Here is a 22,224-nt window from a genome sequence, read left to right on the forward strand (position 1 = left end):
GCGGCACGCGGGATACTGGAGCCCATGCTCAACTCCGCACTGCGCAGCCGGGCCGAGTACGCCGAACTCGGCGCCGACGGTCTGGCCGCGCTGACCTCGCCCGAGCGGGACGCAGCCATCGTCAAGATCGTCGAAGAGCTCCTGGAGGGCCGCGAGACCGTCCTGGATCTGTGCTGTGGTTACGGCCGGATCGCGCTCCCGCTGGCCCGGGCCGGGAAGTCCGTGCGCGCGCTCGACATCTCGCCGAACCTGGTCGAGGCCGGCCGTGACCAGGCCGTCGAGGACGAGCTGGCGATCGACTGGGCGATCGGGTCGATGACCGACCTGCCGTACGCCTGGGACACCTTCGACGCGGTGATCTGCCTGTGGACGGCGTTCCACGAACTCTTCGCCGAGGACGAGCAGATCAACACGATCTGCGAGATCTCCCGGGTGCTGAAGCCGGGCGGGCTCGCGATCATCGAGGGCCCGATCTGGGGGCCGGCGACCGCGAGCGAGATCGCGCTCGGCATGCGCCAAGGCCCTGAGCACCGGATCGTCACGGCCGAGCACGCCGACGGTGTGACCAGGGTGCAGTACATCCACGACGAGATCAGCTACGGCCGGCTGTGTGCCGCCGCCGGGATCGACAAGTACAAGGTCTACAAGCGCGAGTGGGGCGGCAAGCGCCGGCTGATCCTCGAGATCCGCGGCTGACCCCGAAAGAACCGACCCCGAAGAAAAGGAGCAGATCCCCACTCCACATTGGGGACCTGCTCCTGTTTGTCTTAACTGTAAGGACTTTCCCGTGGCTACGGGGAAATGGTCCTTTTCTTTTCGAGATTCAACAAGTAGCGCTTGGCCTCGAGGCCGCCCGCGTACCCGGTCAGCGCGCCGCCGGAACCGATGATCCGGTGGCAGGGCAGCAGGACACATACGGGGTTCGCGCCCAGCGCCGTACCGACGGCTCGGGCCGCCTTGGGTCGTTCGATCTCGCCGGCGAGCTGTCCGTAGGTCTTGGTCGCGCCATAACTGGTGTGCGTCCGCAGGTCGCTCAGGACCAATTGCTGGAACGGCGTCGCGAGCGCGAGATCGACCCGCACGGTGAATTCCTGCCGCTCTCCGGCGAGGTATTCGTCCAGCTCCCGCCGTACGCCGTCCAGCGCGCGCGGCTGGCGTAGTACTCGGGGCGAGATGGCGCGGGCCAGTCGCCCGGTCATCGTCTCCTCGTCGCCGAACGAGCTCGCCACCACCTGCCCGTGCGCGACCGCGAGCAGCAGCGTGCCGATCGGGGTGTCGTGCAGGGTGTAGGCGACGTCGGCGTCCGGCAGGACGGGTGGTTTGAGGTCAGGGGTGCTGAACCGGCTCAGCCGGTCCTCCAGTGCGTTCATGCGTCAACTCCGAGTTTGCGGCGCAGGGTCGCGAGGGCGTCGCTGACAAGGCGCCGCGAGGCTGCGGGGGTGGTGTCCAGGGCAGCGGCCACGCCGTGGTGGTCCAGGTCGCCGACGTACTTGAGCGTGATCGCGTACCGCTGCCGCTCAGGTAGTGCGTTGACCGCCTGCCAGAGATCGGGGTCGGGCCACTCGGCGGCGTCCGGGCCGTCGACGGCGATCGGCGGCGCGTCGTCCAGTGGTCGTTGCGGGCGACGAGCCCGATGGACGTCGGTCGCGCAGCGGGCCGTGATGGTGAGCAGCCAGCCGCGCAGGTTCTTGGCCGAGGTCAGCCCGGGGTAGGCGGCGAACGCCTTCTCCCACGCGCGTTGCGCCACGTCGTCGCCGTCCACGGGTCCGGCGAGCGCGCGGGCCAGGCGGGCCACGTCCCGCCAGTGCGCGTCGACGAGCGCCTGGAAGGGCGGCAGTCCGGCAGTCACCATGCCCATTAAACGCAGTGGCCGCCCAGGATGTGAGGGCACCCCGTCCCGAGACGGTTGTCCCGCATGGTGGGATTGTCGAGTATCCCAATAGACATTGATGCGAAGATTGCTGACATGACGACGACCCTGCTCACCCGCCGTCGCGTCATCGACCTGCTGCGGACGGCGAGCGCCACCTGTCGGTGACCCCTCGGTCCCCAGTTGCTCCGGCGTAGCCCGCCGTACGAGGCCTAAGGCTTCCTCCTTTTTGCATGCCCTTTTCCCGAGGGAGAGACATGTCCGTCCCTGCTGTGCATCGCCCTGCCCTCTCACTGGTCCCGGAGCGCTCGGAAGAGCGCGTCGTCGACGCCGACGTCTACCGGAACGTGTTCCGGCGCCACGCCGCCGGCGTCGTGGTGATCACGGCCGACGCCGGTCACGGCCCGGTCGGTTTCACCGCCACCTCACTGGTCTCGGTGAGCCTGCTGCCGCCGCTGGTCTCGTTCGCGATCGACACCAAGGCGTCCAGCTGGCCGACCGTCAGCCTGACCGAGTCGCTCGCGATCAACTTCCTGTCCGTCGACCAGCAGGCCATCGCCGGCCGCTTCGCCACCAGCGGCATCGACCGCTTCGCGGCGCCGACCCGCTGGTCCCGCCTGCGCACCGGGGAGCCCGTGCTCGACGAGGCGCCGAGCGTCCTGCGCGCCCACGTCGAACACCGCTTCGCCGTCGGCGACCACTACCTGGTCGTCGCCCGCCTGATCACCCACACCGAACGCCGTGAGCACGAGCCACTGCTCTACCACGACGGTCGCTACGCCACCGCCACCCCGAAGGTTCACCATGTCTAAATCCCTGAAGTACTTCGCTCTGGCCGTTCTGCTGGTGGTGAGTGGCTGCGGCGGCGCGGCCCAGGCCGGCGGCGGCGCGAAGCTCGCGCTGGACGCGCCACTGCCGACGACCGTGCCCGACGGCACGAAGATCGTCGTCGGCGATCCGGCCACCCAGGTCGCGTTCAAACTGTCGGGGCAGCTCGACAAGGTGGAGAAGTACGTCAAGTTCGCCAACCTGAGCGGCGGTCCGCAGACCACCGAGGCGTTCCGGGCACATGCTCTCGACCTCGGCGCGGTGGCGGAGATCCCGTCGATCCACGCCACCTGGACCGGGCTGCCGGTGAAGATCGTCGCCTCGAAGTTCCGGCTGGACGCGATCAACCACCCGATCTACGAGCTGGGCATCGCGCCCGGCGTGAACGTGAAGACGCTTGCCGATCTGCGCGGCAAGTCGATCGCCTACAGCCCCGGCCAGGCGCAGGGTGCGCTGATCCTCAAGGTGCTGAAGAAGGCCGGCCTGACGAAGGACGACGTGAAGCTGGTCGAGATCCCGAGCACCGGTGACGTGTACACGAACGCCCTTGCAGGTAAGCAGGTCGACGTCGCCCCGATCGGCGGCGTACAGATCAAGCGCTATACAACGAAGTACGGCAAGGACGGCGCGACGACGCTGCAGCACGGCATCCGGGACGACGCAGGTCACCTCTACGGGCCGGTCGAGTCGCTCGAGGATCCCGCCAAGGCGGCCGCGATCCGTGCGTACGTTGCTGCCTGGGGCGTCGCGCAGATCTGGATCGACCAGCACCCGAAGGAGTGGATCGCGGGCTACTACGTCAAGGACCAGGGCCTCACGGAGGCTGATGGTCAGTGGCTGGTCGACAACGCCGGGCACCCGGAGATCACGGCCGACTGGAGTGAGGCGATCAACCGGCAGCAGGAGACGATCGAGCTGCTGGCCAAGGAGACCAAGAACCCGGTGCTCCAGGCCAAGGATCTGTACGACCTGCGGTTCCAGGCCGTCGCGGCTGACGCGATCAAGGCGGGGGTGGCGAAATGACCGTCACCAGTCTCCCGGGGCTGCGGACCGTCACGCGGACAGCTCCCGTCGTACGGCGCCGCCGGCTCGGACCGGGGAAGCCGATCAAGTTCGGGTCCGCGATCGGACCGGTCCTGCTCCTGGTGGTGTGGAGCGTTGGGTCGGCCACCGGCTGGATCGATCAGCGCGTGCTGTCGGCGCCGTGGACAGTCGTCACGACCGCCGGTGAGCTGATCTCCGACGGCCGGCTCCAGTCGAACCTGTGGACCTCGTCGCAGCGCGCCCTGCTCGGACTCGGCCTCGGGATCGTGCTGGGTGTCGTACTCGCCCTGATCTCCGGCCTGTCCCGCCTCGGCGAGGCGATTCTCGACGGCCCGATCCAGATCAAGCGCGCGATCCCGTCCCTCGCCCTGCTCCCGCTGCTGATTCTGTGGCTGGGCATCGGTGAGTCGATGAAGGTCGTGACGATCCTGCTCGGCGTCTTCGTACCGATCTACCTGCACACCCACAACGGCCTGCGCACGATCGACAGCCGGTACGTCGAACTCGCGCAGACCGTCGGTTTGTCGCAGCGCGAGTTCATCCGCCGGGTCGTGCTGCCGGGGGCGTTGCCCGGGTTCCTGCTCGGACTGCGGTTCGCCGTGACCGGCGCCTGGCTGTCGCTGGTGGTGGTCGAGCAGATCAACGCCACCAGCGGCATCGGCTACATGATGGAGCTGGCCCGGACGTACGGGCAGACCGACATCATCATCGTCGGCCTGGTCCTGTACGGCATTCTCGGCCTGCTCTCCGACGGCGTTGTCCGCTTGATTCAGAGGAGGGCCCTGACATGGCGCCGTACGCTGGCCTCGTAACGACAACCGTCCAGGTCCGCGACCTGGTCCGCCGGTACGACGATCGCGCCGTACTGGGTGGGGTCGACCTGGACATCGCGCCCGGGGAATTCGTTGCCCTGCTGGGGAAGAGCGGTTCCGGGAAGAGCACGCTACTTCGCGCTCTGGCCGGTCTCGATCCGTCGGTGGACGGTTCCGGGGAGATCGCCGTACCGGGTCAGGTCTCGGTTGTCTTCCAGGACTCACGGTTGTTGCCGTGGGCAAGAGTGCTGGACAACGTCGTGCTCGGATTGCGGGGCGCCGAAGAGCGGGGCCGGCAGAGTCTGGCCGAGGTCGGGCTCGCCGGCCGGGAGGACGCCTGGCCGAACGAGCTGTCCGGTGGTGAGCAGCAGCGGGTCGCCTTGGCGCGGTCGCTGGTGCGGGAGCCGGAGTTGTTGCTGGCCGACGAGCCGTTCGGGGCGCTGGATGCGCTGACCCGGTTGAAGATGCACGCCTTGCTGCGCAAGCTCTGCGCGGCGCATCAGCCGGCGGTGCTGCTGGTGACACATGACGTCGACGAGGCGATCGTGCTGGCGGATCGGGTGATCGTGCTCGACGCGGGACGGTTGATTGCTGAAGAGGTGATCTCGCTGGGGGCCAACAGGAGCTCAGCGGATCCGGAGTTCGCCGCGGTGCGGTCGCGGCTTCTTGACGCGTTGGGGGTTTCGTTGTGAGTAAGCATTTGCATCTGAACGCGTTCCTGATGAGTACCGGGCATCACGAGGCGTCGTGACGGTTGCCGGAGAGCAATCCGTTCGCGAACACGTCGATCGCGCACTATCAGGAGCTGGCGCGGATCGCCGAGCGTGGCTTGTTCGACTCGGTCTTCTTCGCGGATTCGCCGGCGTTGTTCGGTGAGGTCGGGCGGCGTCCGGCGGGTTCGTTGGAGCCGACGGTGCTGCTGACGGCGATCGCCGCGGTCACGTCGCGGATCGGGCTGATCGCTACCGCGTCGACGACGTACAACGATCCCTTCAATCTGGCGCGGCGGTTCGCCAGCGTCGATCACGTCAGTGGTGGGCGGGCCGGCTGGAACGTCGTGACCACGGCGGGACCGGACGCGGCGAAGAACTTCAACCTGGCCGACCAGCCGGCGCATGCGGAGCGGTACGACCGGGCGGCCGAGTTCCTCGAGGTTGCCTACAAGCTGTGGGACTCGTGGCAGGACGATGCCGCGATCGCCGACAAGGACGCCGGGGTCTGGGCGGTCAACGACCGCGTCGTACCGATCGATCACGTCGGCCGGCACTTCCAGGTCCGCGGCCCGCTGAACCTGCCGCGCTCACCGCAAGGGCACCCGCTGATCGTGCAGGCCGGCTCGTCGGAGGACGGCAAGGGCCTGGCGGCGCGGTACGCCGAGGCCGTGTTCACCGCCCAGCAGACGCTGGCGGACGCGCAGGACTTCTACCGCGACCTGAAGGCCCGTACGGCGGCGCTCGGGCGCGACCCGTCGACGATCAAGATCCTGCCCGGGATCGTGCCGGTGATCGGGTCGACGGTCGAGGAGGCCCAGCGGCTGGAGCGGCAGCTCGACGAGCTGATCCGGCCCGAGTACGCGCGACTCCAGCTGGCCAAGACCCTGCGGGTCGCTCCCGAGGCGCTGCCGCTCGACCAGCAGCTCCCGGCCGACCTGCCGGACGAGGACGAGATCGAGGGCGCCAAGAGCCGCTACACCCTGATCGTCACCCTTGCCCGGCGCGAGAAGCTCACGGTCCGCGAGCTGATCGGCCGCCTCGGCGGCGGACGCGGTCACCGCACCTTCACCGGTACGCCGGACCAGGTGGCCGACGCCATCGAGCAGTGGTTCGCCGCGGGTGCGGCCGACGGCTTCAACATCATGCCGCCGGTGCTGCCGTCCGGGCTGACCGTCTTCGTGGACGAGGTGATCCCGATCCTGCAGGCCCGCGGGCTGTTCCGCACCGAATACATCGGGACGACGCTGAGAGACCACTACGGTCTGGCGCGTCCTGCCGGCCGGACCTCCCTGTTGCAGGAGGCAACCGGCTGACCTGATGCGGGGGGCGTCGGGGGCGGCGCCCCTCGCATCAGTTCGTTGTCACCACCAGCTTGCCGACCGCCTTGCCGTCGGCCATCACCTGGTGGGCCTCGCCGATCTCGTCCATCGTGAAGACCCGGTCGATGCGGATCGGCAGGTCGCCGGCGGCCACCAGGTCGACGTACCGCTGGAAGGCCTCGGCGGGGAGGTCGTTGCTCTCGCCGCTGTACGCGGTCAGCCGGACGCCGTTCGGGAGATAGTCCATCGGATAGAAGTCCGGGATCGTCCAGTTGTCGCTGAGCATTCCGGTGAAACACGCCGTACCGTGCACCGCGACAGCTTTCAGGGTGTCCGGCAGAACATTTGTGCCGACGAGTTCGAGTGCCGCGTGCACACCATCCGGCTGGATTTCCCGGACCTTTGCCGCGATGTTGCCGTCGTCAACGATCGGATGGTCGACGCCGTGTTCTCTCAGGACGTCGACCCGGTCCGGATTGCGGGTGGTGGAGAAGACGGTCAACCCGTGCTCCTTGGCGATCGCGGCCGCGGCCACCCCGACCGACGACGTACCGCCGCGGATCAGGATGCTCTGGCCGGGCCGGATGGCCAGGCCGGTGAACAACGAGCCGTGCGCGGTCTGCAGCATCTCGGGGAGCGCGCCCAGAGTGGACCAGTCGAGGTCGGTCTTCACCGGGACGATCGACGATGCGGGTACGACGGTGTATTCGGCGTACCCACCGTCGTACTGGCGGCCCATCCCGCCCATCATCGCGGCGACCTGCTGACCTGCGGCGAACTCGCCGCCCGGCGCGGCGTCGATCGTGCCGACCGCCTCGATCCCGGGGATGATCGGGAAGGTCGCACCGGCGGCCAAACCCTCCCGCAGGTGGTACTCGGAGCGGTTGAGTCCGAAGGCCTCGACCTTGATCCGGACCCAGCCGGGATCCGGCTCGGGAACCGGCACCCGGCGTACTCGTAATTCCGATGGTTCGACCGGGTGGTCCAGCACGATTGCTCGCATCTCCATGGCGATCATCCTGCCTTGCCACCTGTCGTGTCAGAGTTACCTGTATGGGGCTAGGCAATTTCGGGAAGGGCCCGAGCGTCGTGGCGCACCGTGGATCCAGTGAGACCAGTCCCGAGCACACGCTGGCGGCGTACCGCCGAGCGATCGATGCCGGGGCCGACGGTCTGGAGTGTGATGTCCGGCTGACCGCTGACGGTCACCTGGTCTGTGTGCACGACCGCCGCATCGAACGCACCTCGAACGGCCGTGGCGTGCTGTCCACGATGCGCCTGGAGGAGCTGGAGAGCTTCGACTGGGGATCGTGGAAGAACCCCTGGTCGGACCTCGACGACGAGGCCGAGCTGCCGGATCCGGACCTGTCCAAGGTGCTGACGCTCGACAGGCTGCTGTCGACCGTCCGCGACGCCGGACGGCCGCTGGAGCTGGCGATCGAGACCAAGCACCCGACTCGCTACGCCGGACTGGTGGAACGGCGTCTGATCGAGGCACTGGGGCGCTACGGCTGGTCGCATCCGAAGGTCGGGACGGAGTCGCCGGTCCGGGTGATGAGCTTCTCCTGGCTGTCGCTGCGGCGGATGCGGGTGCTGGCGCCGAAGCTGCGGACGGTCCTGCTGATGGACCGGGTGCCGCTGCGCTTCCGCGACGGATCACTACCGACCGGCGTCTCGTACGCCGGCCCGAGTCTGGAGATCGTCACCGCTCACCCCGAGTACGTCGATCGCGCGCACAAGCACGGTCACCAGGTGCATGTGTGGACGGTGAACGCGGACGCCGACATCCGGCACTGCCGGGAGATCGGGGTGGACGCGATCATCAGCGACCGGCCGGAGTCCGTACTCCGGGTGTTGTCCGACGAAGCGCGGGAGATAGGACGTCCGGAAACGTAGCTCGATGAATGCGCGCGGTCATTGTTACGTTAAATACCGTCGCTTTCATCACAGTTTCCCGACAGTGGCCGTGATCTGCCGCCCGGGCTGTGTAACGGAATCCCATCAGGTGTTTTCCTCGACAGGTTCTTGGGCAGAAGTTCTGATGGCTGTTCCGATCATCGAGGAGACCCTGCTTGTCCTCAGCGACTCTGCCTGCCGACGTGAGTGTCGTGGACGTCGTACTGCCGCACGAAGTGTCCGCGGTAGCGGATGCCCGCCGCCGTCTGGCCGCATATCTGAAGCGATACCGGGTTTCCGACGCGGCGTGTGACGACGCCCAACTCGTACTCTCGGAGCTGCTCTCCAATGCCATCCGGTACGCGCCCGCGCTGCCGGCCGGTGAGGTGCGCGCGGCCTGGTGGATCGACAAGGCCGGCATCCACGTCGAGGTCACCGACGGTCGCGGCGAGACCGAGCCGCAGCGGATCGACGACACCCACCCGGAGTCGATCGGCGGCCGCGGGCTGGCGATCGTCGACGTACTGACCTCGCACTGGGACGTCCGGACCGCGGTGGCGCACCGGACCGTGCACGCCATCGTCCCGAACTGAGCAGCGTCCCGGACTGACCGGTTCGCCGTACGGCGGCGTTGGCTGCAAGACTGCGGCCATGGGAAAGAAGTCGCGGCAGAACGCGAAGAAGACGACGACCGTCACGCTCGACCCGGCCGATCTCGTCGGCGTCGGTCTGCGGGAGCCCTGCCCCTGCGGGTCGGGCAAGCGGTTCAAGCAGTGCCACGGCAAGGAGATCGCGGCCGCCGCGGACACCTGGGTGGTGCGCCCGTTCGAGGGGCTGCCCGCCGAGTGTGACCTGATCGCGTTCCGCGAGATCGTCCCGTCCGGTACGGCGCAGGTCGTTCTGAAGGACTCCGGCAAGACCGTCACCCTGGTCACGCTGCTGCCGATGGCGATGCCCGGACTGGTCCGCGACGACGAGTCGATCTGGATCGGCCTGCAGACGCACGCCTCCTCCGGCGACCCGTCGCGCGACGTCGCGCACGCGATCACCGCCGCCCTGGAAACCGAGCCCGGCAACCCGATCCAGGTCGGCGACCTGATGAAGGACGGCCCGCGCCTGCAGGACCTGATCGACACCACCAAGCCGATCGAGGTCAAGGTCCACGAAGGCTTCGACTTCTGGGTCGGCGAGAACGTCGAAGACCCGACCGGTGAGGTCGCCGCCGGCCTCGAGCGCGCCAACGCCGCCGCGGCCCCGACTGTCCGGCTCGAGTCCGTCGACGCGGCGTACTGGACGCAGATCGGCGACCGCCGCTACCTGCGCTGGGTCCTCCCGCACAGCGAGGACACCGTCCTGGACGCTCTCGCCCGCCTGCACGCCGCCGGCCAGTCGGCCCTGGTCGACGGCAGCCGCCTGATCGGTTCCTTCCGCGCCCTCGGCGTCCTGGCCCCGGTCTGGGAGCTCCCCGCCGACACCGAAGCCGCCGACGTCGAGAAGCCCGCCGCCGACTTCGCCACCGCCCTCGAGAAGGCCCTCGCCACCAGCACCTCGCTCACCACCGAAGAGCGAGCCGCCCGAGCCGGCCTGGCCAGCCGCCAACTGACCATCCGCTAGTACCCCGCCAAAGGCCCCGGACCTCCACGTCCGGGGCCTTAGCCGTACCTGGGTGACAGTAGGACTCCGCAAACCGCCATCCACGGGGCGACTCGCCCGCCTGGCGGCGGTCGGACCACCACGCAGACGCCGAATCGCCGGCTGAGCGCGGTTCGGCTCGTCTTTGTGGAACCTCACGGCCGCTGGGCGCCCATTTGATTCCACAAAGACGCGATTCGCCCGCCTCCGGCGGCCACTGGACCTTCGGGTGCGGCGGGGGCGGTGGCTGAGGGGGATGGCGAGGTCGGCGATCGCGTGTTCGTTGCCTGAGCTTCCGGGCTTCGGTTGCGGTCGGTGAGTTGCGTCGTCTGAAAGGTGCAGGTTGCGAGACTCCGTGAACCTGCGGACGGCCCTGTTGATCGCGTCTTTGCGGGGAACTGCTGCCGCTCAGAGGCAGTAGACCCCCGCAAACCGCCAATAACCACCGCAGACCGGCCACCTGACAGGCATCCTCATCACTGGCGGCAACCGAAGCCCGCCAGCCCAAGGCAACGGTCACGCGATCGCCGACTGCACCATCCCCCTCAGCCCCAGACCAGGCCAGCCACACCGCTTCAGGTAATACCGGCCGCAGCGGCGACCAGCCACCGCCCACCCCGCCGGCCGAATGCGAGCGGCCGGACGGGACGAGCACATTCGGGACGGCGGGGTTCCTGCCCAGCCAAAGCCCTCAGCCACCGCGACCGAACACCTGTTGCGACATCGCTCCCCGAAACCGGTTCGGGGAGCGTCTCGTCCTCCCGAAGGGCAAACCGGGGAGCATTCACCCCCCGAATCGGTCTCAAGTCCTCCCCGAACCGGTTTAGCGAGGACGCCGCCTGCCAATTCGCAACAGGCTTCCGGAACGCGAGAAAGCCCCGGCGGTGCCGGGGCTTTCGCAACGTGGACGGCCCAAGTCCTGCTGACGGGGGAGCAACAGGGCCTGGGCCTCCATGGAGGATACTCAGAAGAGGGGGTCTCCACAAGCCCCGATTTCACTCCGCGTGTCGTCCGCCTTACTTGCGCCGTCAAGTGAGGCGGTGCAGTAAGTCCGGTGGTGAAGTAAGCGGGGTCAGGCCGGGTCGCGGAGGATCGGGCAGGACATGCAGCGGGGGCCGCCGCGGCCGGAGCCGAGTTCGGAGCCGGAGATGCGGATGACGTCGACGCCGGATTCCTCGAGGCGCTGGTTGGTCTCGACCGTGCGCTCGTAGGCGATGCAGACGCGGGGTGCGAGGGCGAGGGTGTTGTTGCCGTCGTCCCATTGTTCGCGTTCGGCGGTGACGGGGTCCAGGCCGGTGTCGATGCGGCGCAGGGTGTCGATGCCGAGGGCTTTGGCGGCCGCGACCAGGAACGGTTCGGACTCGGCCACGTGCAGCTGGTCGCCGTCGGTGGTGACTGCGAGTGCCCGCATCTCCTCGGCCATGTTCGGATACATCAGCACCGCGTCGACGTCGACCATGGTGCAGACCGTGTCGAGGTGCATCGTGGCGCGCTGCTGCGCGATCGGTACGGCGAGCACCGTGTGCGCCAGGCCCTTCGCGAACACGCGTCGAGCGAGCCGCTCCACGCCGGCCGGAGTGGTCCGCTCGCCAACTCCAACAGCCAGTACGCCGGGACCGAGCGCGAGCACGTCCCCGCCCTCGACATGCTCGAGCTGGTGGTCGTAGACCTTGTCCGCCCCGGCGAACCGCGGGTGGAAGCCGTAGATCAACTCGGTCAGCTGCGTCTCCCGAACGCGCGCCGGCATCGCCAGCGACGTCACAGCGACCGAGTCCCGGATCCAGACGCTGGAGTCCCGGGTGAAGAGCAGGTTCGGCAGCGGGTCGATGAGGAAGTCCTCGTGCGCGAGCAGCGACGTGACCAGCCCGCCTGCACGCACCTCGTCGTTCCGCACACCGGCCATCAACGCCTCAGCCAGCTGCGCCGGGTCCAGTGCCGTCAGCGAGCCCTCGAGGTACGAGCGCAGCGTGTCACCGAGCCGCAGATCCGCGATCGCACCCTCGACCGCCTGAGTGCGGGCGGTCGGGTCGGCGAGCGCCTCGATCAGCAGCTCGTGCAGGTAGAGCACCTCGACATCGCGGTCCCGCAACACCTGGGCGAACGCGTCGTGCTCGTCCTGCGCCCGGCCGACCCACGGGATGCCGTCGAAGAGCAGCTTGTCGTTGTTGCGTGGGGTCAGCCGGCGGAGCTCGTTCCCCGGCCGGTGCAGCATCACTGTCCGCAGCGTGCCGACCTCGCTGTCGACGCCGTACATCCCGGTCATCCGCCCCGCCCTTTCGTCGGTCCTGCCCACCACGCTACGGCAGTCCCCTGACGGCGGATCTGCTGTCTGATTGTCCGACAATATCCTAGGAAGGGCGGAGAGGTGAGCCCGCGGACGTGTGGGCGTCGTCACCGCCGGGGTGGTCCTTCGAAAGGACGAATGTGGGTCGGGTGTCGCAGCTGAGGCGGGGGATCGGCCGGGGAGGAACTAGGCTGCGGTGCTGTGTCCGGTGCTGATTCATCCCCTGAGCCGTTCGAGCGTGCCGTCGCCTGTGTGATCCCGGCGAAGGACGAGGCGGCGCGGATCGCGGCGACGGTCGACGCGGTGCACAAGATCATCGGGGTCGATCTGGTGGTGGTCGTCGACGACGGTTCGTCCGACGAGACCGCCCAAGCGGCTGAGCGAGCCGGTGCCGTCGTGGTCCGCCACGACCGGAACCGGGGCAAGGCGGCCGCGATGGAGACCGGCGCGGCGGCGGTCGCCGAGCGCGACGGCGCCCGCCCGCGGCACCTGCTCTTCCTGGACGCCGACCTGACCGACTCCGCCGCCGCTGCGGCCCCGCTGATCGAGCCCGTCCAGTCCGGCCGCGTCGACATGACGATCGGCACGCTGCCGGCTCAGATCCGGGCGGACGGTTCTAAGGCCGGCGGCCACGGGTTCGTCGTGAAGCTGGCGCGCGCCGGAATCCTGGAGGCAACCGGCTGGGCTCCGGACCAACCGCTCTCCGGCCAGCGCTGCCTGACCAGAGCCGCGTTCGACGCCGCCGTACCGCTCGCGTCCGGCTTCGGTGTCGAGACCGCGCTGAGTATCGACCTCGGCCGGAAGGGCTTCCGGATCCTCGAGGTCCCGATCGACGTCCGGCACCGGGCGACCGGCACCGATCTGCGCGGCCAGCTGCACCGCGGCCGTCAGTACCTCCATGTGCGTCGGGCCCTCGCGGCCCGCAGTGCGATGCCGGCCGACGGAGGACCGTCGCTGCGCAGCCTGTTCCCCAGGAAGACCACGCCATGAGCACCGAAGTAGCAGCCGACCCGCGCCTGGCGGAGCGGTACGGCAAACGCGCCGTCGCGCTCTACCTTGCCTGTACGGCGTTGATCGTGGCGGTCGGCCTGCTCGGCCCGTCGGTGGTCGTGCTGACGCTGACCAACCGGCACGCCTGGCTCCCGTCGTACTGGTTCGACGCGAAGCCGAACGACTGGCTCGTCTCGGTGCTGATCTACGTCGCGCTCTTGCTCGGCGGGTACGGCGTCTGGCTGGCCCTGAAGGCGCTCAAGCACGGCTGGGCCCCGCGGCTCAACCGATTGGTTGCCCTGGGCATCGGTACGACGGCGGCCATCACGCTGGTGCCGCCGATGGCTTCGGGTGACGTGCTGATCTACGCGGCGTACGGGCGGATCATGACGCTCGGCGGCAACCCGTACACGACGGCGCCGGCCGACACCATCCGCCTCGGGTACGACCCGGTGATCGCCGCGACCGAGCGGCCGTGGCAGGGCGCGCGCAGTGTCTACGGCCCGATCGCGACCTGGATCCAGTGGCTGTCGTCGTTGGTCGGTGGCGACTCGATGCAGCTCACGGTGTGGATGCTGCAGCTGTCGGTCGCGATCAGCCTGATCCTGACCAGCCTGCTCCTGTTCAAGCTCGTCGGTCCGAGCCTGCCGGCCCGCCGTCGCGTCGTGATGCTCGGCATGGCGAACCCGCTGCTGCTGTTCGCGGTTCTTGCCGGTGGACACAACGACTCGATCGCGGTGATGTTCGCGGTGCTCGCCTTGGTGGCACTGCGCCGACACATCTTCGTGGCCGGGCTGCTGATCGGGATGGCCGGTGCGACCAAGCTGTCGATCGGTCTGGTCGGGATCGCGATGCTGTGGTCACTGCGTGGTGACCGGCGCAAGATGCTCTACCTCTGCGGCGGTGGTGCGCTCGCGATGGGCGGTCTGTACGGCGTCTTCGGGCTGCAGGCGTTCCAGCAGGCGCGCTCGCAGACGTCGTTCATCTCGACCGGTACGCCGCACAAGGTGCTGCTGAGTCTGTTCGATCTCTTCCTGCCGGGAGCGCTCGTCCGGACCATCCTGGCGATCCTGGCGTGGGTCGGGCTGATCGTGGTCGCGATCCTGCTCTCGCAGGTGATGCCGAAGTCGCTCGTCCCGCAGACGCATCCGGATGACCCGGTGCCGGCCGCGGTTCGGTACACGGCGATCTATGCGATCGCTTGGGTGCTCACCGCGATGTACTCACTGCCTTGGTACGACGTGATCGCCTGGATGCCACTCGCAGCCGTGGCGGCGTCGAAGGTCGATGGGTTGATGGTGGTGCGGACGACGATGCTCGCGATCGCGTACGTGCCTGGCCGCGATCCGAACGCACGTCAGGTCGCGGCGAGCCTGTCCGATTCGCTGGAGTTCTTCAGCGCGCGGCTGCGGGACACCATCTGCCCGGCGATCGAGCTCGCCGTACTGGTCGGGTTGATCGTGTGGGCGCGCCGGAGCGGGGCGCAGTGGTGGCCGTACGACTGGCCGCGCCGCAAGCAGAAGGCCGTTCCGGAGAAGGTCTCCGCGCAGTAGCCGCAATCGCGTCAGCCCCAGAAGCCTGCGGCCGCTGCGACAGCTTGAGCCATGACTGCCTTCACCGGTTGCTTGAGCTCGGCGGCGGCCGTGACGACGTCCTCGTACTCCGGTTGCACGTTGACCACCTGGCCGTCGTACCGGGCGATCTTGATGCTGATCGGCTGGCCGCTGACGTCGACCGTGGTGAACTCGCGGTCGGCCGCGTGCTTGCGGATGTCGTATTCGCGGAGACCGATCGCCGTGGTTTCGGTGAGGACTACGCGGCGTACGGCGTCCGCGTTCGTGCTGCTGACCAGGACCGACAGGGTGTGTGCCGGGCGGCCCTTCTTCATCAGGATCGGGGTCAGCCAGGCATCGGACGCCCCGGCCTCCAGCAGGCGAGCCAGGACCGGCGGCCAGAGGCGCGGGTCCAGATCGTCGATGTTGGTCTCGTAGACGAGCTGTGTCGCGGGCCGTTCGGCGGTCTCGCCGACGATCACGCGCAGGATGTTCGGCACCTCGACCGGGTCCCGGCCGCCCGCCCCGACACCAGTCTGGGTGACCCGCATCGGCGGCATCATCCCGAACTCGTCCGCCAGCATCGCGAGCAACGCGGCCCCGGTCGGCGTAGTCATCTCGTACGGCGCTGTGCCGCCGACCACCGGCGCCTCAGCCTCGGCCACCAGGTGCAGCACCGCGGGCCCCGGAATCGGAATCCCCCCATGCTGCCCCCGAACCTGCCGTCCACCCCCGAGCGCGATCGTCGAAACCACCACCCGCTCAAGCCCTAGCGAAACAGCAGCCGCCGAGACTCCCACGATGTCCGCGATCGCGTCGAGCGCGCCGACCTCATGGAAGTGGACAGTCTCCACATCCACCCCATGAGCATTCGCCTCAGCCCGAGCCAACCGCCCGAACGTGTCCAGCGCCCGCGCCCGTACGGCGTCGTTCAGCGCAGCCGCCTCCAGAATCCGCCGAACCTCGCTCCACGGCCGAGTCGGCCCATGACTGTGCTCATGCGAGTCATGCCCGTGGCCGTGCCCATGCCCAGCTTCGGGCTCACTAATGACTGCAGCAGGACCTTCTGAGTGGGGTGTGCCGTCGACCTCTACTGATGCCTTGAGGGCGGCTATTTGGTGGCGGGCGGTGGGGGCTACTTGTACTGCTAGGGAGGGGTCTACGGCGGCTACTGCGGCGTTGACGTAGGAGAGGTCTGCGCCGACGTCCAGGAGGGCTCCTAGGAGCATGTCGCCGGAGGCGCCGGCGGAGCAGTCGATCCAGGCGACCTTCATGACTCGTCCTTGGCTTCGCGGGGGGCTGCGCGGCGGGCTACGCGGGCGGCGAAGACTCCGGCGCCGAAGCCGTTGTCGATGTTCACCACGGTCACACCGGGCGCGCAGGAGTTCAGCATGCCGAGCAGCGCGGCCACTCCGCCGAACGAGGCGCCGTACCCGACGGAGGTCGGCACAGCCACCAGCGGTACGCCGACGAGTCCGCCGACCACGCTCGGCAGCGCACCCTCCATCCCGGCGACCACAATCAGGCAGTCCGCCGCGTCCAGCCGCTCACGGACCCCGAGGATCCGGTGCAGCCCGGCCACGCCCACATCCGTGATCATCTCGACATTCGCGCCGAAGACTTGAGCAGTCGTGGCAGCCTCCAGTGCGACGGACGCATCCGACGTACCGGCGGCCACCACGGCCACAGTCCCCCGCAGAACCGGCAGGTCCCCGAGAACCGCCGTACGGCCGACTGGATCGACCACAGCCTCCGGTAGCGCCTCAGAAACCGCAGACTGGGCCTCAGGCGTCAGTCGAGTCGCCAGTACGGCGGTATCCGGGTGCGTGGCGTGCAGCGTGCGCAGCAGCTCGACCACCTGCTCAGGGGTCTTGCCGGCGCCGTACACCACCTCGGCGTCGCCGGTGCGCTCCAGCCGGTCGGTGTCGAGACGGGCGTAACCGAGGTCGTGAACCCCCGGCTGTGGTCCTTGGTCAGGCAAATGTGTCACGTCGTGAATCTACGTGCCCACCGCCCCGGACACCTCTTCCGGCCGTCGTTCCGCACGCTCCGCAACCACCTGAGTACTCAGGCAAACCCTGATGCCTTAGGCTCTCGTGCGTGTCTTCGACGTTAGCCGGTGCCTTCGGGATCGCTGCCCTGTTCGTGGCGGTCCTCGCCCTCGTGTTCGCCATCCAGGCGGTCCGCGGCCAGACCGGTACGCCGAAAGCCGCCGTACCGCCGGTGGCTCCGCAGCCCGAGCCGGAAGCGCAGCCCGAGCCCAAGGTGGGTACGGTGAAGTCCGAGCTGCGCAAACTCGGCAAGGACATCGAGGTGACCCGCGCCGAGGTGCGCGAGACCCTGCAGCACCTGGCCATGGTCCGGTACGACGCGTTCGGCGACACCGGCGGCAAGCTGTCCTGGTCGCTGGCCCTGCTGGACGACAACGGCCACGGCGTGATCCTGACCTCGATCAACAGCCGCGCCGACGCCCGCACCTATGCCAAGGAGATCCGCTCCTTCGCCAGCGAGTCCAAGCTCTCCCCGGAAGAGGAAGAGGCATTGGAGACGCTCCGCAAAGAAGCCGGCCCCACCGTCGCCTAGCGGCCGCGGGGGACCCGGGCGATCAGGGCCGCCGGCTCGACCTCGGCGGTGAGGGAGCGACCGGGGCCGATCGGGTCGCCGTCCAGTTGACGCTCGACGTCGGCGGCCGCGTGGATCTCCACCTTCCGCCCGGTGAACCGCTCGAGGTACATGTCGGCCCGGTTGGTCCGAGTCATCAGCCGCCACACGACGATCGGCCACTGCGTCACCCGCCGCGGCGCGAGCACCACCACATCCAGCAGACCGTCGTCCGGCCGCGCATCAGGCAGCAGCGGGATGTTCGCCTGCAGCATCCCGACGTTCCCGATCACCACTGTCCGCACCCGGCGCTCGATCGTGAGCTCGTCGTCCAGCGTGATCTGCACCCGCACCGACGGGTGGTTGATGTTCCGGGCAGTCGACACCAGGTACGCCGGCCACCCGATCTGCGCCTTCAGCGCCGGCGGCGCCTGCGAGATGATCGCCGCGTCCAGGCCCAGCCCCGCCATCACCGCGAACCGGTCCGTGTCGAGGCCGTCGCCGTACACCGAGACCAGGTCGATCCGCCGGTCCCGGCCTTCCAGGATCCGCTCCAGCGCATCGTCCAGATCCAGCGGGATGTGCAGGTTCCGGGCCAGCAGGTTCCCCGTTCCCGCCGGAATCACCCCGACCGGAATCCCGGAATGCGCCAGCGCCGCACAAACCACCCGGACAGTTCCGTCCCCACCGGCGACCAGCACCAGGTCCGACTCGTACTCGATCGCCCGCTTGGCCATCGCGTTTCCCGAGTCGTCCTCCCGCGTCTCCAGCCACAGCGGGTCGTCGAACCCGCGCAGCTCCAGCGACCGCGTCACCTTCCGCCGGAACGTCACCCCGTCCCCGACCTTGATCGGGTTCACGATCACCGCGGCCCGGGGCGGTCGAGCGATCTCGGCAGCAGAAGCCGGCGTACGGCGACGCCTCCGGCGCAACCCGGGGCGCAGGCCGAAGCCGATCGAGGTGGCGGTCAGAATCGCCAGCCCGAGCGCCCAGCCGCCCAGTACGTCGGACACGTAGTGCACGTTCAGCGCCAGCCGGTCGACCGAGGCGATCCACACCACCGCGATCACCGGAAGCAGCACCAGCAGCCGGAACCGCCGCCGCCAGCCGCGGACCGACGGCAGCACGACGCCCAGCGCTCCGGCCATCACGAACGCCGCAGTCGCGTGGCCGGACACGTACGACCAGCCTCCGCTCTGGACGAGCGCCTCGGCAGGGTGCGACCGGGTGAAGATGTACTGGGCCGCCTGGACGAGCCCGAGCTCCGCGCCGGCCGAGACCAGCAGCCAGACGGTCAGGAGCCGCGCCCGGCGGTGCCACAGGTAGGCGGCGACGACCACGATGACCGCTCGCGACGTCCAGGGCAGGACGACGGCCCCGATCACCTGCCAAACGTCGATCACGTTCGGGTGGGTGCCGCCGTACGCGCCGGCCCGGGCGGCGACCGAGGCGTCCCACTGCTCCAGCGGCGGCCAGTGCCCGAAGACGAGCAGGGTGATGATCGTGAACGGCACCGCACCCAGGACAACGGTCAGCGCCCGGCCGACCGTACTGGGTGGATGGTGGTTCATCGCCCGCTCAAATCCCCTCCGTGGTCGGCTGAGCCCACCCCATCATCCCGAATTGACTTCGCCCGTTCTGACACGCCCCGATACCCTCAGGGTGTGATTGACGCGAAACTGCTCCGTGAGAACCCTGACGTCGTACGTGCCGCCCTGACCAAGCGCGGCGAGAGTACTGACCTGGTCGACCAGATCCTGGTCGCCGACAGTGAGCGTCGATCGTCCATCTCCGCCTTCGAGGCGCTCCGGGCCGAGCAGAAGACGCTCGGCAAGCAGGTCGCCCAGGCAAAGGGTGACGAGCGCACCGCGCTGCTGGAGCGGACCAAGACCCTCGCGGCCGAGGTGAAGGCCACCGACGCGGCCGCGAACGAGGCCGAGCGCCGCTTCACCGAGCTGGCAGGCAACCTGCCGAACCTGGTCTCGGACGAGGCCCCGGTCGGCGGCGAGGCCGACTTCCGGGTGGTCGAGGAGATCGGCAAGCCGCGCGACTTCGCGGCCGAGGGCTTCACGCCGCGCGACCACCTCGAGCTGGGCGAGCTGCTCGGCGCGATCGACATGGAGCGTGGCGCCAAGGTCTCGGGCGCCCGGTTCTACTTCCTCAAGGGCGTCGGCATGCTGCTGCAGCTCGGCATGCTGCAGCTGGCCGTCCAGCAGGCGGTCGAGAACGGCTTCACCCCGATGATCACGCCGACCCTGGTCAAGCCCGAGGTGATGGGCGGCACCGGCTACCTGTCGGCACACGACGACGTCTACCGCCTCGACGAGCCGGAGCTCTACCTGACCGGTACGTCGGAGGTCGCGCTGGCCGGCTACCACATGGACGAGATCCTGGACCTGTCCGACGGACCGGTCCGGTATGCCGGCTGGTCGTCCTGCTACCGCAAGGAAGCCGGCTCGCACGGCAAGGACACCCGCGGGATCATTCGTGTCCACCAGTTCGACAAGGTCGAGATGTTCTCCTACTGCAGCCTCGAGGAGGCCGCCGCGGAGCACCTGCGGCTGCTGGACTGGGAGAAGCAGATGCTCGACAAGATGGAGCTGAGCTACCGGGTGATCGACACCGCCACCGGCGATCTGGGCCAGTCGGCGTACCGGAAGTTCGACTGCGAGGCCTGGGTGCCGACCCAGGGCGCGTACCGCGAGCTCACCTCGACGTCCAACTGCACCGACTTCCAGGCCCGCCGGCTGAACATCCGGCACCGGGACGCCGACGGCAAGACGCAGCCGGTCGCCACGCTGAACGGGACGCTCGCCACCACTCGCTGGATCGTGGCGATCCTGGAGACGCACCAGCTGGCCGACGGATCGGTCCGGGTGCCGACGGCACTGCGCCCGTTCCTCGGTGGCCGCGAAGTCCTCGAGCCGGTCAAGTGACGGAACCGCAGGCGGCCGCCTTTCGGCCGACAGCTGTTGCCCTGGACATCGATGGCACGCTGATCGACCACGACGAAGGGCTGTCGCCTGCGGTCATCGACGCCGTCCGGCGGGCGTCCGCGCAGGTGCCGGTCTTTCTCGCCACCGGCCGGGCGTGGTCGACGACCAAGCCGGTCGCCGAACGCTTCGGCCTGCCCGGCGGATTGGTTGTCGTGAGCAACGGTGCGCGCACTCTGCGCTACCCGGACGGCGAAGTGCTGGACGAGCGCACGTTCGATCCGCGCACGGTGATCGCCTCGGTCCGCAAGCACGCGCCGAACGCCCGGATGGCGGTCGAGGAGTACGACGGGACCTACCTGGTGACCGCGCCGTTTCCGGACGGCGACCTCGGCAGGAACGCCAAGATCCGGGTGGTCTCCGACGACGAGCTCGCGCCGGAACCCGTGACCAGGTTGATCATTCGCGACCCGGAGCAGTCCGAGGCGGACTTCGTCCGGCTGGCCGAGCGGCTCGGTCTGCACGGTGTCGGTTACTTCGTCGGATGGACCGCCTGGCTCGACATCGCGCCGGAGGGCGTGGACAAGTCGACCGGGCTGAAGGTCGCGCTGGCGCAGTACGACCTGGATGCTTCGGGTCTGCTCGCGATCGGGGACGGACGCAACGACATCGAGATGCTGACGTTCGCCGGCCACGGGGTCGCGATGGGCTCGGCCGTCGACGAGGTGAAGTCGGCAGCCGACGAGGTGACCAAGTCGGTCACCGACGACGGGGTTGCCGCCGTTCTGAATCGCTACTTCTGAGACCGGCCCATTGTCGGCCCTGGCCACCGGCCGATGCCAACCTTTCGACCAGAACGAAATAGGTTGACGGCCGAGAAGATTGCTGCGGGCAACGAAAAGGCCCGGAACCCCTGTCTACGCAGGGATTCCGGGCCTGTGCGTTGAGTGACCGGCGACCCGCTGGCGGGCCTGTCGCCGGGTCAGGCCACGCGGCTACCGCCCCGGCGGGGCTGGCACGGCTGGTTGTCGACGACGGTCTCGAAGGCGTCCAGGACCGCGTTCACCTCGGGCCGCGGACGCGGCGTCTTGGTGGCCGGGCTCTGGCCGCGCCGGGCCCGGCGCAGGTGCCGCTTGACGGTCGACAACGAGCATCCCAGCCGCATGGCAAGGGATTCCAGGCTGTCGTTGGGGTACTGGCCACGCAGGCGCAGTACTTCTTCGTGGCTCACCGGGCGCCGCGTGCCGCGGGCTCCGGCCAGTTGGTCGAAGTCGTCGGCCTGCACCTCGACGTCGAGCAGGTTGCGCATCGAACGACGTTGTGACGCGGTGGTTCCGGCGACGAAGCCGCTCACATCGTGCTCGGCGACGGCGCTGTAAAGGCAGTCGGTGAACAGCGGACACGAAGCACACAAGGCTTTTGCCTCGCGCACCAGCTGTTCGTACCGCTCCCGGGTCCGGCGGGTTGCCGAAGCGGGCGGTGGCTCTTCCATCAGGCGGTGCTGGAAAATATCCGACCGGGCGATACATCCGGTCATGACCCCAACTGTGCTGGAAGATGTGTCGACAGCTTGCAATTGTCCCGTGCGAGTGGCGCTGCTGACGGTCATCAAGGCTCCCCAAGTATCCGGACTCACATGAACGAACGGTGAACGTCGTTCGGTCACACGGATCCACTAACTGATGGAACGGCGAACTGTTGCCGACCCACCGTGTCGTCCCTGTCGCGGGACAGACTGATCCATAACTG

22 protein-coding genes are annotated in these 22,224 nt (G+C 68.6%); 14 read left to right on the forward strand and 8 right to left on the reverse strand.

Annotated features, from left to right (window positions below):
* Window positions 1-24 precede the first annotated feature (24 nt).
* Window positions 25-696, forward strand: coding sequence for a class I SAM-dependent methyltransferase (locus OG474_RS17365; RefSeq protein ID WP_405063344.1), 672 nt, complete (start codon window positions 25-27; stop codon window positions 694-696).
* A 95-nt stretch (window positions 697-791) separates the two neighbouring features.
* On the opposite strand, the gene OG474_RS17370 is transcribed toward OG474_RS17365, so the two are convergent.
* Window positions 792-1,370 (reverse strand): methylated-DNA--[protein]-cysteine S-methyltransferase, encoded by a 579-nt coding sequence (locus OG474_RS17370; protein WP_405063345.1) that lies wholly within the window; start codon window positions 1,368-1,370, stop codon window positions 792-794.
* Complete coding sequence (locus OG474_RS17375) at window positions 1,367-1,849, reverse strand: RNA polymerase sigma factor (RefSeq protein WP_405063346.1); 483 nt, start codon at window positions 1,847-1,849, stop codon at window positions 1,367-1,369. Before OG474_RS17375 ends, OG474_RS17370 begins: the two co-directional genes overlap by 4 nt.
* A 278-nt stretch (window positions 1,850-2,127) precedes the next feature.
* Between OG474_RS17375 and OG474_RS17380 the strand changes: the two genes are divergently transcribed.
* The 5 genes from OG474_RS17380 (at window position 2,128) to OG474_RS17400 (ending at window position 6,580) form a co-directional block, all read left to right on the forward strand.
* The gene (locus OG474_RS17380; RefSeq protein WP_405063347.1) at window positions 2,128-2,682 is read left to right on the forward strand and encodes a flavin reductase family protein; all 555 of its coding nucleotides are present in this window, start codon (window positions 2,128-2,130) and stop codon (window positions 2,680-2,682) included.
* The gene (locus OG474_RS17385) at window positions 2,675-3,721 is read left to right on the forward strand and encodes an ABC transporter substrate-binding protein (RefSeq protein ID WP_405063348.1); all 1,047 of its coding nucleotides are present in this window, start codon (window positions 2,675-2,677) and stop codon (window positions 3,719-3,721) included. The genes OG474_RS17380 and OG474_RS17385 overlap by 8 nt, the downstream gene beginning before the upstream one ends.
* The gene (locus OG474_RS17390) at window positions 3,718-4,554 is read left to right on the forward strand and encodes an ABC transporter permease (protein ID WP_405063349.1); all 837 of its coding nucleotides are present in this window, start codon (window positions 3,718-3,720) and stop codon (window positions 4,552-4,554) included. Before OG474_RS17385 ends, OG474_RS17390 begins: the two co-directional genes overlap by 4 nt.
* Complete coding sequence (locus OG474_RS17395; RefSeq protein ID WP_405063350.1) at window positions 4,530-5,246, forward strand: ABC transporter ATP-binding protein; 717 nt, start codon at window positions 4,530-4,532, stop codon at window positions 5,244-5,246. Before OG474_RS17390 ends, OG474_RS17395 begins: the two co-directional genes overlap by 25 nt.
* A gap of 62 nt (window positions 5,247-5,308) precedes the next feature.
* Window positions 5,309-6,580, forward strand: a complete 1,272-nt coding sequence (locus tag OG474_RS17400) for an LLM class flavin-dependent oxidoreductase (RefSeq protein WP_405063351.1) — start codon at window positions 5,309-5,311, stop codon at window positions 6,578-6,580.
* 37 nt (window positions 6,581-6,617) lie between these two features.
* On the opposite strand, the gene OG474_RS17405 is transcribed toward OG474_RS17400, so the two are convergent.
* Entirely contained in the window at window positions 6,618-7,595 is a 978-nt protein-coding gene (locus OG474_RS17405) for a zinc-binding alcohol dehydrogenase family protein (protein ID WP_405063352.1), read from the reverse strand.
* Window positions 7,596-7,639: 44 nt separating this feature from the next.
* Between OG474_RS17405 and OG474_RS17410 the strand changes: the two genes are divergently transcribed.
* The 3 genes from OG474_RS17410 (at window position 7,640) to OG474_RS17420 (ending at window position 10,096) form a co-directional block, all read left to right on the forward strand.
* The gene (locus OG474_RS17410) at window positions 7,640-8,482 is read left to right on the forward strand and encodes a glycerophosphodiester phosphodiesterase (RefSeq protein WP_405063353.1); all 843 of its coding nucleotides are present in this window, start codon (window positions 7,640-7,642) and stop codon (window positions 8,480-8,482) included.
* Window positions 8,483-8,658: 176 nt separating this feature from the next.
* Entirely contained in the window at window positions 8,659-9,075 is a 417-nt protein-coding gene (locus OG474_RS17415) for an ATP-binding protein (protein WP_405063354.1), read from the forward strand.
* A gap of 58 nt (window positions 9,076-9,133) precedes the next feature.
* On the forward strand, window positions 9,134-10,096 hold the full coding sequence (locus OG474_RS17420; protein WP_405063355.1) for a DUF5926 family protein: 963 nt from the start codon (window positions 9,134-9,136) through the stop codon (window positions 10,094-10,096).
* 1,090 nt (window positions 10,097-11,186) lie between these two features.
* Here OG474_RS17420 and OG474_RS17425 read toward each other — a convergent pair.
* Window positions 11,187-12,377 carry an arginine deiminase gene (locus OG474_RS17425; protein WP_405063356.1) on the reverse strand — a complete coding sequence of 397 codons (1,191 nt, stop codon included), beginning with the start codon at window positions 12,375-12,377 and terminating at the stop codon, window positions 11,187-11,189.
* A gap of 222 nt (window positions 12,378-12,599) precedes the next feature.
* On the opposite strand from OG474_RS17425, the gene OG474_RS17430 reads away from it, so the two are divergent.
* Both OG474_RS17430 and OG474_RS17435 read left to right on the forward strand, forming a co-directional pair.
* A complete protein-coding gene (locus OG474_RS17430) occupies window positions 12,600-13,388 on the forward strand; it encodes a glycosyltransferase family 2 protein (RefSeq protein ID WP_405063357.1) in 789 nt (262 codons plus the stop codon).
* On the forward strand, window positions 13,385-14,941 hold the full coding sequence (locus tag OG474_RS17435; RefSeq protein ID WP_405063358.1) for a DUF2029 domain-containing protein: 1,557 nt from the start codon (window positions 13,385-13,387) through the stop codon (window positions 14,939-14,941). The genes OG474_RS17430 and OG474_RS17435 overlap by 4 nt, the downstream gene beginning before the upstream one ends.
* Before the next feature lie 11 nt (window positions 14,942-14,952).
* On the opposite strand, the gene larC is transcribed toward OG474_RS17435, so the two are convergent.
* The gene (gene larC / locus OG474_RS17440; protein ID WP_405063359.1) at window positions 14,953-16,215 is read right to left on the reverse strand and encodes a nickel pincer cofactor biosynthesis protein LarC; all 1,263 of its coding nucleotides are present in this window, start codon (window positions 16,213-16,215) and stop codon (window positions 14,953-14,955) included.
* Window positions 16,212-16,931 (reverse strand): nickel pincer cofactor biosynthesis protein LarB, encoded by a 720-nt coding sequence (gene larB / locus OG474_RS17445; protein ID WP_405063360.1) that lies wholly within the window; start codon window positions 16,929-16,931, stop codon window positions 16,212-16,214. The genes larC and larB overlap by 4 nt, the downstream gene beginning before the upstream one ends.
* A 110-nt stretch (window positions 16,932-17,041) precedes the next feature.
* On the opposite strand from larB, the gene OG474_RS17450 reads away from it, so the two are divergent.
* Window positions 17,042-17,524: a DUF4446 family protein gene (locus tag OG474_RS17450; RefSeq protein WP_405063361.1), complete on the forward strand. Its 483-nt coding sequence runs from the start codon at window positions 17,042-17,044 to the stop codon at window positions 17,522-17,524.
* Here OG474_RS17450 and OG474_RS17455 read toward each other — a convergent pair.
* Window positions 17,521-19,113 (reverse strand): diacylglycerol kinase family protein, encoded by a 1,593-nt coding sequence (locus tag OG474_RS17455; protein WP_405063362.1) that lies wholly within the window; start codon window positions 19,111-19,113, stop codon window positions 17,521-17,523. The genes OG474_RS17450 and OG474_RS17455 overlap by 4 nt on opposite strands.
* A 93-nt stretch (window positions 19,114-19,206) precedes the next feature.
* On the opposite strand from OG474_RS17455, the gene serS reads away from it, so the two are divergent.
* The gene (gene serS / locus OG474_RS17460; RefSeq protein ID WP_405063363.1) at window positions 19,207-20,478 is read left to right on the forward strand and encodes a serine--tRNA ligase; all 1,272 of its coding nucleotides are present in this window, start codon (window positions 19,207-19,209) and stop codon (window positions 20,476-20,478) included.
* Window positions 20,475-21,278, forward strand: a complete 804-nt coding sequence (locus tag OG474_RS17465) for an HAD family hydrolase (RefSeq protein WP_405063364.1) — start codon at window positions 20,475-20,477, stop codon at window positions 21,276-21,278. The genes serS and OG474_RS17465 overlap by 4 nt, the downstream gene beginning before the upstream one ends.
* A gap of 179 nt (window positions 21,279-21,457) precedes the next feature.
* Here the strand turns inward: OG474_RS17465 and OG474_RS17470 are convergent, their stop codons facing one another.
* Window positions 21,458-22,012 (reverse strand): WhiB family transcriptional regulator, encoded by a 555-nt coding sequence (locus OG474_RS17470; protein ID WP_405063366.1) that lies wholly within the window; start codon window positions 22,010-22,012, stop codon window positions 21,458-21,460.
* Between the last annotated feature and the right edge of the window lie 212 nt (window positions 22,013-22,224).

It is taken from the genome of Kribbella sp. NBC_01505 (genome assembly GCF_045040285.1).
Classification (GTDB): Bacteria; Actinomycetota; Actinomycetes; order Propionibacteriales; family Kribbellaceae; genus Kribbella.